Here is a 13,077-nt window from a genome sequence, read left to right on the forward strand (position 1 = left end):
TGACCTCTTACTGCGCCTGCACACGCAGCTCAGCTGCGCTACGACTACGGTGACCCAACAGGGCTTTCACATCACTGGACTTCGGCTTAACCAGCGCGAACTTCGCGGAGTAAGACGGCCAGTGCGCCAGGATCTCTTCGCCGCGGGAAGAACCGGTTAACTGCACGTGTTCGGTAATCAGACCGCGCAGGTGCTCTTCGTGAATCGCCAGCGAGTCGACATCCAGCACTTCCACCAGTTCCGGGTTAACGCGTTTACGGAAATCACCGTCTTCATCCAGTACGTAAGCAAAGCCGCCCGTCATACCGGCGCCGAAGTTAACGCCCGTTTTGCCCAGCACGCAGACGATGCCGCCGGTCATGTATTCACAGCCGTTGTCGCCAATACCTTCCACCACGGTAATCGCCCCGGAGTTACGTACGCCGAAACGTTCACCTGCACGCCCTGCGGCGTACAGACGACCACCGGTTGCGCCGTACAGGCAGGTGTTGCCGATAATGCTCGCTTCGTGGCTGCGGAAGGAAGAACCCACCGGAGGACGGATCGCCAGCAGACCACCCGCCATGCCTTTACCGACGTAGTCGTTGGCATCGCCGGTCAGGTACAGCTCAACGCCGCCGGCGTTCCACACGCCGAAGCTCTGGCCCGCGGTACCGTTGAAGTGCGCCTTAATCGGGTCTGCCGCCAGCCCCTGGTCACCATGCGTCTGGGCGATGTAGCCCGATAGCGATGCGCCCACGGAACGATCGGTGTTGCGGATGTCGAACCAGAAGGTTTTGCTCTGGCGCTCATCAACAAACGGTTTTGCCTGCTGCAGCAGCTGCGCGTTCAGCACGCCGTTATCAAACGGCGGGTTGTTCTCGGTGCAGTACAGCGCTTTGCCAGGATGCGGCTCGGCGGTTTCCAGCAGACGAGACAGCTCCAGCTTCTGCTGCTTGGCGGTGAAGCCATCCAGCTCTTTGAGCAGGTCGGTGCGGCCAATCAGGTCTACGAGGCGGGTTACGCCCAGCGAGGCCATCAGCTCGCGCACTTCACGGGCGATAAATTCAAAGTAGTTAGTCACTTTGAACGGCAGGCCGTGATAGTGGTTCTTACGCAGTTTTTCATCCTGAGTTGCCACACCCGTTGCGCAGTTGTTCAGGTGGCAAATACGTAAGTATTTACAGCCCAGCGCGACCATTGGACCGGTGCCGAAGCCGAAGCTTTCCGCGCCGAGGATCGCCGCTTTAATGATGTCGACGCCGGTTTTCAGGCCGCCGTCTACCTGCAGACGAATCTTGTGACGCAGGCCGTTGGCAACCAGCGCCTGCTGGGTTTCCACCAGGCCCAGCTCCCACGGGCAGCCCGCGTATTTGACGGAAGACAGCGGGCTTGCGCCGGTGCCGCCGTCATAGCCAGCGATGGTAATCAGGTCAGCGTAAGCTTTCGCTACGCCCGTGGCGATAGTGCCGACGCCCGGTTCGGAAACCAGCTTCACGGAGATCATCGCCTTCGGGTTGACCTGTTTCAGGTCGAAAATCAGCTGCGCCAGATCCTCGATAGAGTAAATATCGTGGTGCGGTGGCGGAGAAATCAGCGTTACGCCCGGTACGGAATAGCGCAGTTTAGCAATGTACGGGGTGACTTTATCACCCGGCAACTGACCGCCTTCGCCTGGCTTCGCGCCCTGGGCAACTTTAATCTGAATCACGTCGGCGTTAACCAGATACGCTGGCGTCACGCCAAAGCGACCGGAAGCCACCTGCTTAATGCGCGATACTTTGTTGGTACCGTAACGCGCCGGGTCTTCGCCGCCTTCGCCGGAGTTCGAGTTGCCGCCGATGCTGTTCATCGCTTCCGCCAGCGCTTCGTGTGCTTCCGGGCTCAGTGCGCCGATAGACATCGCGGCGGTGTCGAAACGTTTGAACAGGTCGCTTGCTGGTTCAACGTCGGCCAGGTTGACGGTTTCCCCGTTCGGGGTTATCGCCAGCAGGTCGCGCAGCGTCGCCGCCGGACGGTTGTTCACCAGCTCGGCATATTCTTTGTAATCGCTGTACTCACCGCTCTGTACTGCCTGTTGCAGGGTGCGCACCACGTCCGGGTTATAAGCGTGATATTCGCCGCCGTGAACGTATTTGAGCAGCCCGCCCTGATCCAGCGGTTTACGCGCCAGCCAGGCACGTTTCGACAGGTTCAGCAGATCCTGCTGGAAGTCGTCGAACGACGCGCCGCCAATGCGGCTGACCACGCCCTGGAAGCAGTTAGCGACCACATCGTCGTGCAGGCCAACCGCTTCAAACAGCTTGGAGCAGCGGTAGGAGGCAATGGTCGAGATGCCCATTTTGGACATGATCTTGTACAGGCCTTTGTTGATGCCGTTACGGTAATTCAGCATCACCGTGCGGTAGTCTTTCTCGATAGCATGCGTATCAATCAGACGTCCCAGGGTTTCATAAGCCAGATACGGGTAGATAGCCGTTGCGCCGAAGCCGAGCAGTACCGCAAAGTGGTGCGGGTCGCGGGCGCTGGCGGTTTCGACGATGATGTTGGCATCGCAGCGCAGGCTCTTATCAACCAGACGGGTCTGGATAGCGCCTACCGCCATCGGGGCCGGTACTGGCAGACGATTTTTGCCGATGTTACGATCGGACAGCACCAGCAGTACGGTACCGCTGCGCACCATCTCTTCGGCTTTATCGCACAGCGCTTTTACCGTCGTTTCGAGATCGGTTTCCGTCACGTCGAAGGTGATATCCAGCGTATCGGCGCGGTAGTGCTCCTCTTTCATCGTGGTGAGCTGATTGAAATCGGAGTACAGCAGAATCGGTGATTTGAAGCTCAGACGGTGTGCCTGGCCTTCCGCTTCGCAGAAGACGTTCATTTCACGGCCGATGCTGGTCGCCAGCGACATCACGTGCGCTTCACGCAGCGGGTCGATTGGCGGGTTAGTCACCTGCGCAAACTGCTGGCGGAAGTAGTCGTAAATAATACGCGGCTGGCTGGAGAGCACGGCAAACGGGGTATCGTCACCCATTGAGCCGACCGCTTCCTGGCCGTTTTCGCCGAGCACGCGGATAACGGAATCCAGCTCTTCAGCGCTGTAGTTAAACTGTTTCTGATAGCTGGCAAGCGTATCGTCGTCCAGCTCACGGCTGCCAACGCGGTCATCGGCCAGATCTTCAAACGGCACCAGGCGGCGAACGTTCTTCTCCATCCACTCTTTGTACGGGTGGCGGCTTTTCAGATCGTTGTCGGTTTCAGCAGAGTGCAGGATGCGGCCGCTGCGGGTGTCGATAACCATCAGCTCGCCTGGGCCTACGCGGCCTTTTTCAACCACTTCGTCAGGCTGGTAATCCCAGATACCGACTTCAGAAGCGCAGGTGATGAGCTTGTCTTTGGTGATGACGTAGCGCGCCGGGCGCAGACCGTTACGGTCGAGGTTACAGGCGGCATAGCGACCGTCAGACATGACGATACCTGCCGGGCCGTCCCACGGCTCCATGTGCATGGAGTTAAAGTCGAAGAACGAACGCAGGTCCGGGTCCATATCCGGGTTGTTCTGCCAGGCCGGTGGTACCAGCAGACGCATGGCGCGAATGATGTCCATCCCGCCTGCCAGCAGCAGCTCAAGCATGTTATCCATGGAGCTGGAGTCGGAGCCGGTTTCGTTAACGAAAGGCGCAGCGTCGTGCAGATCCGGGATCAGCGGGGTCTGGAACTTATAGGTACGCGCGCGTGCCCACTGGCGGTTACCGGTGATGGTGTTGATCTCGCCGTTGTGCGCCAGATAGCGGAACGGCTGAGCCAGCGGCCAGCGTGGAACGGTGTTGGTGGAGAAGCGCTGGTGGAACAGGCAGATGGCCGACTCCAGACGCAGGTCCGCGAGGTCCAGGTAGAAGCGCGGCAAATCCGCCGGCATACACAGACCTTTATAGATGTTGACCAGGTTCGACAGGCTACAAACGTAGAAGTCTTTATCTTCCTGGAGGCGTTTTTCGATACGGCGACGGGCGATAAACAGACGGCGTTCCATATCGCGCGGACGCCAGCCCGCAGGGGCGTTAACGAAAATTTGTTCAATGCGAGGCAGAGAGGAGAGGGCGATTTCACCCAGTACGCCTTCATTGGTTGGCACATCGCGCCAGCCGACGATAGACAGGGTTTCACGCTGTAGTTCTTCTTCTACAACACGGCGAGACGCCGCTGCCAGTTCAGGATCCTTATTCAGGAACAGCATCCCAACGGCATAGTTTTTCGCTAAGCGCCAGCCGCGCTCTTCGGCGACGATGCGAAAGAAACGGTCAGGTTTTTGCAGCAGCAGGCCACAACCGTCACCGGTTTTACCGTCGGCGAGTATTGCGCCGCGGTGCTGCATTCGGGCCAGTGCGTGTATCGCGGTACGCACTACCTTGTGGCTAGGTTCGCCTTCTATGTGGGCGATCAGGCCGAAACCACAGTTATCCCTCTCAAGGGATTTATCGTACAACATATCAGTGAACCTCCCCAGGCTCTACGGGACGCCCCCTTAATCGATTGCGCGCAAGGCACAGCAAGAGCATGGCGACGGGGTGAGGCACTCTTTGCCTAACCTCGCATTCGCCCTCTTTTATCCTTTTCGCGTAGGTCACACAAGTTTGAGGACTTGCTTAAGAGGGAATCTCAATTACTGCATAAATATGATGAGCAGGCTGCTCATCCAGAAAGCTTCCAGCGGATTCCCAACTTATCGGGAATCGCTACATAGGTCAAATGGCAATCTTATTTATACAGAAATGTGCTATAGAGCAGTTAACATAATGATTAATATAAAAAATAATGCATTTTTCTCGGTTAAGGACCTGATGGGGATGCCGCAATGAGTGTGATCTGTCTCACTATCTGTAAGCGCGCTTTTAATCTTCATGTGCTGTTTTGGATATTAAAAGTAGCATTTAATGCTGGTATTGACAGTGGGGGTATATGATCGCTCTGTTTTTCAACGGGCGCTGGATTATTGCAAATAACGGTACTGACATAAGCAAAAATAATCACGCTTCTTCTGAATGAAATTGCAGTAATTTTGATTTGTTATGCAATAAGGTAAAGGGTCTACATGGCGATTGATCCAGGTCATCGCCGATCGAGACTAAAAGTGGCAGGCTTGGGCCCTTTCTTCAGGCCGGTCTATCAGATTATGCAGTTACAAAAATTAGTCAATATGTTTGGTGGGGATCTTACGCGTCGTTACGGCGAAAAGGTTCATAAACTGACGCTGCATGGTGGATTCAGCTGCCCAAACCGCGATGGCACCATTGGCCGGGGCGGTTGTACGTTCTGTAATGTCGCCTCGTTTGCCGATGAAGCGCAGCAGCATAAGTCGATTGCCGAGCAGCTTGCTCATCAGGCGCAGCTGGTGAACCGCGCAAAGCGCTATCTGGCCTATTTCCAGGCCTATACCAGCACCTTTGCCGAAGTGCAGGTGCTGCGTTCGATGTACCAGCAGGCGGTAAGCCAGGCCAATATCGTCGGGCTGTGCGTGGGTACGCGCCCGGACTGCGTGCCGGAGGCGGTACTAGACCTGTTGAGTGAGTACCACGAGCAGGGCTATGAAGTGTGGCTGGAGCTGGGGCTGCAAACCGCGCACGATAAAACGCTGCACCGGATTAACCGCGGCCACGACTTTGCCTGTTACCAGAATACGACGCGTCTGGCACGTGAACGCGGCCTGAAGGTGTGCAGTCACCTGATTGTCGGCCTGCCCGGGGAAGGGCAGAGCGAATGCCTGGAGACGCTCCAGCAGGTGGTTGAGACGGGCGTTGACGGCATTAAGCTGCATCCGCTGCATATTGTCACCGGTAGCATTATGGCGAAGGCCTGGGAGGCCGGTCGTCTGAACGGCATTGCGCTGGACGACTATACGGTGACCGCGGGCGAGATGATTCGTCATACGCCGCCGGAGGTGATTTATCACCGTATTTCCGCCAGCGCTCGCCGGCCAACGCTGCTGGCGCCGCTATGGTGTGAGAACCGCTGGACCGGGATGGTCGAGCTGGATAAATACCTGAATGAACACGGTGTGCAGGGCTCGGCGCTGGGCACGCCTTGGGTGCAGCCGTAGTGTCGTCACGCCTCGCCGCCGTGTAGGCCTGATGGCGCTGCGCTTATCAGGCCTACAACACCGACTTCACAGATAATCCTCGCATTTTTTACACAACCTACCGCGCTGCGCTCAGAATTGGGTATGATTGAACGACGTTGTCGTTAAGGAATCCCTTATGAAGCAAATCCGTATGCTGGCGCAGTATTACGTCGACCTGATGATGAAGCTGGGTCTGGTACGTTTCTCTCTGTTGCTCGCGCTGGCGCTGGTGGTACTGGCGATTGTGGTACAGATGGCCGTCACCATGGTGCTGCATGGCCAGGTGGAGAGTATCGATGTTATTCGCTCCATCTTCTTCGGCCTGCTGATTACCCCATGGGCAGTGTATTTTCTGTCGGTGGTGGTTGAGCAGCTTGAAGAGTCGCGGCAGCGTCTGTCCCGGCTGGTTGAAAAGCTTGAAGAGATGCGCGAACGCGACCTTAAGCTCAACGTTCAGCTGAAAGACAATATTTCCCAGCTTAACCAGGAGATCAGCGACCGTGAAAAAGCGGAAGCGGAACGTCTGGCTACCCTTGAACAGCTGCGTATTGAGGTACAGGAGCGCGAAGAGACGCAGATCCGCCTTGAGCAGCAGTCCTCCTTCCTGCGTTCGTTCCTCGACGCATCGCCGGATTTGGTTTTCTATCGCAATGAAGATAAAGAATTTTCCGGCTGTAACCGGGCGATGGAGCTACTGACGGGTAAAAGTGAAAAGCAGCTGATTCACCTGCATCCTGAAGAGGTGTATAGCGCAGAGGCGGCGGCAAAAGTCATTGAAACCGATGAAAAAGTCTTCCGTCATAATGTCTCGCTCACCTACGAACAATGGCTCGATTACCCGGACGGACGCAAAGCGTGTTTTGAGATCCGTAAAGTGCCGTACTACGACCGCGTGGGGAAACGCCACGGCCTGATGGGCTTTGGTCGCGATATTACCGAACGCAAGCGCTACCAGGACGCACTGGAACGCGCCAGCCGCGACAAAACGACCTTTATCTCCACCATCAGCCATGAACTGCGCACGCCGCTTAACGGCATCGTGGGGCTTAGCCGAATCCTGCTCGACACTAACCTGACGGCAGAACAGGAGAAATACCTGAAAACCATTCACGTGTCGGCGGTCACGCTGGGCAATATCTTCAACGATATTATTGATATGGATAAGATGGAGCGCCGCAAGGTGCAACTGGATAACCAGGAGGTTGATTTCACCGGCTTCCTGGCGGATCTCGAAAACCTTTCCGGTTTGCAGGCCCAGCAAAAGGGGCTTCGCTTCATTATGGAGCCAACGTTGCCGCTGCCGCATAAAGTGATTACCGACGGTACCCGCCTGCGACAGATTCTGTGGAACCTGATCAGCAACGCCGTGAAGTTTACCCAGCAGGGCAACGTGGTGGTCCGCGTGCGCTATGACGAGGGCGATATGCTGCACTTCGAGGTGGAGGATTCCGGTATCGGTATCCCGCAGGAGGAGCAGGATAAAATCTTTGCCATGTATTATCAGGTGAAAGATAGCCAGGGCGGTAAACCGGCCACCGGTACCGGGATCGGTCTTGCCGTGTCGAAGCGTCTGGCGAAAAGCATGGGCGGGGATATCGACGTCTCCAGCCAGCCGGGCCACGGCTCTGTCTTTACCCTGACGGTGCATGCGCCGGCGGTGGCTGAGGAAGTCGAAGATACGCTGGAAGAAGACGATATGCCGCTGCCCGCACTGCACGTGCTGCTGGTGGAAGACATTGAGCTGAACGTGATTGTTGCCCGCTCCGTGCTGGAAAAACTGGGGAATAGCGTAGACGTCGCCATGACCGGTAAAGCCGCGCTGGAGATGTTTACGCCGGGTGAATATGACCTGGTGCTGCTGGATATCCAACTGCCGGACATGACCGGTCTGGATATTTCCCGCGAGTTGACGCGTAAATATCATGCCGACGATCTGCCGCCGCTGGTGGCACTGACGGCCAATGTACTGAAGGATAAGAAAGAATATCTGGATGCTGGCATGGACGATGTGCTGAGTAAACCGCTCTCGGTACCGGCCTTGACGGCGATGATCAAGAAGTTCTGGGATACCGCTGAAGACGAAGAGGAGAGTACCGTGAGCCAGAGTGATAACGGCAAGTCGCAGCAGCTGCTCGATATACCTATGCTGGAGCAGTATATCGAACTGGTAGGGCCGAAGCTGATTACCGATGGCCTGGCCGTGTTTGAAAAAATGATGCCGGGCTACCTGGCGGTGCTGGAGTCAAACCTGACCGCCCGTGACCAAAAAGGCATTGTCGAGGAAGGACACAAGATTAAGGGGGCTGCCGGTTCCGTAGGGCTTCGTCACCTTCAGCAACTAGGGCAACAGATCCAGTCACCGGACCTGCCGGCATGGTGGGATAACGTAGGTGAATGGGTTGAAGAAATGAAGTCGGAATGGCAGCACGATGTGGCGGTATTGAAAGCGTGGGTAGCCAACGTTGATAAAAAATGACCCCGGTCTAGCCGGGGTGCGCGAATACTGCGCCAACACCAGGGAACTGGTGGCTGCGTCAGATGATTGGCTTGATTTTGTTTGTTTGACACAACCTGAAATACGATTGCACGCTCAATAAGATAGCAAAACTTAAAATGTTTGTTACGTGAATCAGTAAAATGTGTGAAGCGTAACGCTTAATCAGAAATATTAATCAGCGTCAGAGAGTTAGCGAGAACGAGATGGCTTTGAGGAGTGTAGCTGGGCTAAAACGTCTGGTCTTGCGGCTGCTGCTGCTATTGGTGCTGGCATGGGGCGGCGGCATTGCCGCGTTCAGTATTCTGCCGGTACCATTTTCTGCCGTGATGATTGAGCGCCAGGTGGGGGCATGGCTGTCGGGAGACTTCGGCTATGTTGCCCGTTCGGACTGGGTCAGCATGGATGACATTTCGCCGTGGATGGGGCTCGCGGTGATTGCCGCCGAGGACCAAAAGTTCCCCGATCACTGGGGCTTTGACGTCACGGCAATTGAGAAGGCGCTGGCGCACAATGAGCGCAACGAAAACCGCATCCGCGGCGCATCAACGCTGTCGCAGCAGACGGCAAAGAACCTGTTCCTGTGGGACGGGCGCAGCTGGCTGCGTAAAGGGCTGGAGGCGGGTCTCACGCTGGGAATTGAGACGGTGTGGAGCAAGAAGCGCATTCTGACCGTCTACCTGAATATCGCTGAGTTTGGCGACGGCGTTTTTGGCGTGGAGGCTGCGTCGCAGCGCTTTTTCCATAAACCGGCCAGTAAGTTGACGATGGCGGAGGCTGCGCTGCTGGCGGCCGTGTTGCCAAACCCCATTCGCTTTAAGGCCAGCGCGCCGTCAGGGTATGTACGCAGCCGTCAGGCGTGGATTTTACGCCAGATGCGTCAGCTGGGCGGGGAAGGGTTTATGCGGGAAAATAAGCTGTATTAGCGGCAGGTTGCGGTGAGTTTTGTAGGCGCTGATAAGCGTAGCGCCATCTGGCATTCGTAAGGCACCGCTGTATTGCCGGATGGCGGCGTAAACGCCTTATCCGGCCTACGAGACTAGTCTTCGTCAAACCCGGCGTTAAACAGCGCAATCACCGCCGCCAGCGCTTCCACTTCCTGTGGGCCGGTGGCTTCAACCTCAATCTGGCGACCCTTGGCGGAGTCGAGCATCAGCAGCGCAATCACGCTGTTGGCTTCCGCTTCGGTGCCTTCGTCATTACGCAGCAAGACTTCCGCGTCAAAATCCTGCATCAGCTCAAACAGCTTCATCGCCGGGCGAGCGTGCATGCCCAGCTTATTAGTGATTTCAACGGTCTGTTTTACGGTCATGATTTGCGTTTTTCCAGCGTCCGATGACGAGACTGCACGTTCTTACCGCGTGAGCGGAAGTAGTCAGCCAGCTGTTCGGCAACGTAAACCGAACGGTGTTTACCGCCGGTACAACCAATGGCCACCGTCAGATAGCTACGGTTGTTGGTTTCCAGCATAGGTAACCATAGCTCAAGATAGCTGCGGGTCTGGTAAATAAAGTTGTGAACCTCGGTGTGCCTGTCGAGGAACGCGGCGACCGGTTTGTCGAGGCCGGTCATCGGACGCAGCTTCGGATCCCAGTGCGGGTTCGGCAGGAAGCGCACGTCGAAAACGTAATCGGCGTCGATAGGGATACCGTGCTTGAAGCCGAAGGATTCAAATACCATCGTCAGCTCACGCTCGCGTTTACCCAGAAGACGGGTACGCAGCATTTCCGCCAGCTCGTGAACGGACATCTCGGAGGTATCGACGATCAGATCGGCGCGAGAGCGCAGCGGCTCCAGCAGGTTGCTCTCTTCATCAATGGCGCTTTCCAGCGACAGATTCTTACTTGAGAGGGGGTGCAGACGACGGGTGTCGCTGTAGCGACGAATCAGCGTATTGCGATCGGCATCGAGGAACAGAAGCTGCGGGGAGAAGTTGTCCGGCAGGTTCTCCATTGCACGTTCGAAGATTTCCGGCGTTTCGGGCATGTTACGCACGTCAATGCTGACGGCGGCCGATATCTCGCGGTCAGCCAGCGTTTTCGCCAGTTCCGGCAGCAGCACCACCGGCAGGTTATCCACGCAGTAGAAGCCCATATCTTCCAGCGCCCTCAGGGCCACTGATTTTCCCGAGCCAGAGCGGCCGCTGACGATCATCAGTACCATGTACCGTTTCTCCTCAGTACGATGTGATGTCCATTATGCATCATCGTGGGTTTCCGTATCGGTGATGATTTGATACAGCTCTTCGTCGCTCTGCGCGGCGCGCAGGCGGCGACAAATGGTTTTATCCGCCAGACGTTTTGCCACCAGGGAAAGCGTATGCAGGTGGGTTTTGGTCTGGTCTGCCGGCACCAGTAGCGCAAAGAGTAAATCGACCGGCTGGTTGTCGATGGCGTCGAAGGCGATTGGCGTTTCCAACTGCACAAACACGCCGACGGCGCGCAGCGTATCTTCTTCCAGCTTGCCGTGCGGGATCGCGATACCGTTACCGATGCCGGTACTGCCCATTTTTTCACGGGTCAGAATGGCTTCAAACACCACCTGCGGCGGCAGGCTAAGTTGTTTAGCCGCCAGCTCGCTGATGATCTCAAGCGCGCGTTTTTTACTCTGGCAGTGTACTGCACTGCGGGTACATTCCTGGTTAAGGACATTGCTCAGTTGTAGAGCCGAATCGTTATTTGTCATAATTTCACCTAAGCGCCGCCCGATATGCCGGGCATATCGGGCGGCTGCTCGGACAATCAATGTTGTTTTAGTTTATCTTTGTGCTTGTTTAACTGTCTCGCCAGTTTATCGATTAAACCGTCGATAGCGGCGTACATATCCTGCCCTTCCGCGCTGGCATGAAGTTCGCCCCCGTTAACGTGCAGTGTAGCATCCGAGATGTGCGTCAATTTCTCCACTTTTAACACAATATGGACCTGATTGATCCTCTCGAAGAATTGTTCCAGCTTGCTGAATTTCGCATTCACGAATTCGCGCATTGGCTCGGTAATTTCGACGTTGTGTCCAGTGATGTTGAGCTGCATAGTGTCTTCCTTATCAGTAGTGTCAGACCAGCTGTTTACGCTGGTTAGACGGCGGAATGGATAAAGACTCTCGGTACTTTGCAACGGTGCGCCGTGCCACCATGATACCCTGTTCAGAGAGCATGGTGGTCAGTTTACTGTCGCTCAGTGGTTTTGCGGGATTCTCCGCGGCAATCAATTTCTTCACCAGTGCACGAATCGCCGTGGACGAGGCTTCGCCGCCGCCCTCGGTGCTGACGTGGCTGGAGAAGAAATACTTAAGCTCGAAAATGCCCCGTGGGCTATGCAAATACTTCTGCGTGGTAACACGCGAAATCGTGGACTCGTGCATTTCGACGGTCTGGGCGATGTCCGCCAGCACCATCGGTTTCATATACTCTTCGCCAAGATCGAAAAAGGCCTGCTGCTGTTCAACGATGCAGCGGCTGACGCGCAGCAGCGTGTCGTTGCGGCTTTCCAGACTCTTAATCAGCCACTTCGCTTCCTGCAGGTTGCTGCGGATAAACTGGCTGTCGGCGTCGTTGCGGGCGTTATTGCACATGCCAGCATAGTGCTGGTTAATCTGCAGACGCGGGATGCTGTCGGCGTTCAGTTCAACCACCCAGCGATCGTTCACCTTACGCACCAGCACGTCAGGAATGACGTATTCAGGTTCACCGGTCTGGATCGATTGGCCGGGGCGCGGATCTAATGACTGGATCAGATCGACCGCTTCTTTCAGCACGTCTTCTTTCAGCCGCGTGACGCGCATCAGCGAACGGAAGTCATGGTTGGCGAGCAGATCCAGATGCTCACTGATGATCAGGCGAGCTTCATCAAGACGCGGCGTCGTAGGTGAGAACTGGGAAAGCTGGATCAGCAAACAGTCGCGGAGATCTTTGGCGGCGACGCCTACCGGATCGAAGCGCTGGATGCGCTTCAACACCGCTTCCACTTCATCGAGGCCAATCTCGTCGTCGCCGATGCTTTCGCGAATATCTTCCACGGAAACGGTGAGGTAGCCGGTGTCGTCCACCGCGTCGACGATGGAGGTGGCGATGGCGCGATCGGTATCGGTAAACGGCGTCAGTTCAACCTGCCACATCAGGTAATCCTGCAGCGACTGGGTTGTTTCGCCCTGGTAAACCGGCAGCTCGTCGTCCTGGTAGTCGGCCCCGGTGCCGGAAGGCGTCCCGGCGGTATAGATCTCGTCCCAGCTGGCGTCAAGCGGCAGCTCTTCGGGCATATCGGGCTTTTCCAGCGCGTCAACGCTGTCCAGCGTTTCGTGATCGGTGGCTTCCTGAGTTTCTACTTCTTCGTGAAGATCGGTTTGCTCGAGCAGGGGGTTGCTCTCCAGCGCCTGCTGGAGTTCCTGCTGAAGTTCCAGCGTAGACAGCTGCAGCAGACGAATAGCCTGCTGCAGCTGTGGCGTCATGGCAAGCTGTTGGCTGAGCCTTAATTGCAAACCTTGCTTCATG

At 56.2% G+C, this 13,077-nt stretch carries 9 protein-coding genes; 3 read left to right on the forward strand and 6 right to left on the reverse strand.

Translation table 11 applies throughout. From position 1 onward, the window contains the following. Positions 1–7: 7 nt before the first annotated feature. Positions 8–4,468 (reverse strand): glutamate synthase large subunit, encoded by a 4,461-nt coding sequence (gltB, locus tag H7R58_RS02845; RefSeq protein WP_106927289.1) that lies wholly within the window; start codon positions 4,466–4,468, stop codon positions 8–10. Positions 4,469–5,152: 684 nt separating this feature from the next. Between gltB and H7R58_RS02850 the strand changes: the two genes are divergently transcribed. The 3 genes from H7R58_RS02850 (at position 5,153) to mtgA (ending at position 9,517) form a co-directional block, all read left to right on the forward strand. Further along, entirely contained in the window at positions 5,153–6,076 is a 924-nt protein-coding gene (locus H7R58_RS02850; RefSeq protein ID WP_182929947.1) for a tRNA modification radical SAM protein MnmL/YtqA, read from the forward strand. A gap of 157 nt (positions 6,077–6,233) precedes the next feature. Beyond that, positions 6,234–8,573 (forward strand): aerobic respiration two-component sensor histidine kinase ArcB, encoded by a 2,340-nt coding sequence (gene arcB, locus H7R58_RS02855; RefSeq protein ID WP_106927286.1) that lies wholly within the window; start codon positions 6,234–6,236, stop codon positions 8,571–8,573. Positions 8,574–8,797: 224 nt separating this feature from the next. Beyond that, positions 8,798–9,517, forward strand: coding sequence for a monofunctional biosynthetic peptidoglycan transglycosylase (gene mtgA / locus H7R58_RS02860; RefSeq protein ID WP_182934587.1), 720 nt, complete (start codon positions 8,798–8,800; stop codon positions 9,515–9,517). Between the two features lie 113 nt (positions 9,518–9,630). Here mtgA and npr read toward each other — a convergent pair whose 3' ends face one another. The 5 genes from npr to rpoN are packed head-to-tail and all read right to left on the reverse strand — an operon-like array spanning position 9,631 to position 13,076. Continuing rightward, positions 9,631–9,903, reverse strand: a complete 273-nt coding sequence (npr, locus tag H7R58_RS02865; RefSeq protein WP_052283608.1) for a PTS phosphocarrier protein NPr — start codon at positions 9,901–9,903, stop codon at positions 9,631–9,633. Further along, entirely contained in the window at positions 9,900–10,754 is an 855-nt protein-coding gene (rapZ, locus tag H7R58_RS02870; protein ID WP_106927282.1) for an RNase adapter RapZ, read from the reverse strand. Before rapZ ends, npr begins: the two co-directional genes overlap by 4 nt. Positions 10,755–10,787: 33 nt before the next feature. After that, positions 10,788–11,276, reverse strand: coding sequence for a PTS IIA-like nitrogen regulatory protein PtsN (ptsN, locus tag H7R58_RS02875; protein ID WP_035891171.1), 489 nt, complete (start codon positions 11,274–11,276; stop codon positions 10,788–10,790). 56 nt (positions 11,277–11,332) lie between these two features. Continuing rightward, positions 11,333–11,620: a ribosome hibernation promoting factor gene (gene hpf, locus H7R58_RS02880; protein WP_106927280.1), complete on the reverse strand. Its 288-nt coding sequence runs from the start codon at positions 11,618–11,620 to the stop codon at positions 11,333–11,335. A 22-nt stretch (positions 11,621–11,642) separates the two neighbouring features. Then, positions 11,643–13,076, reverse strand: a complete 1,434-nt coding sequence (gene rpoN / locus H7R58_RS02885) for an RNA polymerase factor sigma-54 (protein ID WP_106927279.1) — start codon at positions 13,074–13,076, stop codon at positions 11,643–11,645. Between the last annotated feature and the right edge of the window lies 1 nt (position 13,077).

Origin of the sequence: Klebsiella sp. WP4-W18-ESBL-05, assembly GCF_014169075.1 — a bacterium.
Lineage (GTDB): Bacteria > Pseudomonadota > Gammaproteobacteria > Enterobacterales > Enterobacteriaceae > Kluyvera > Kluyvera ascorbata_B.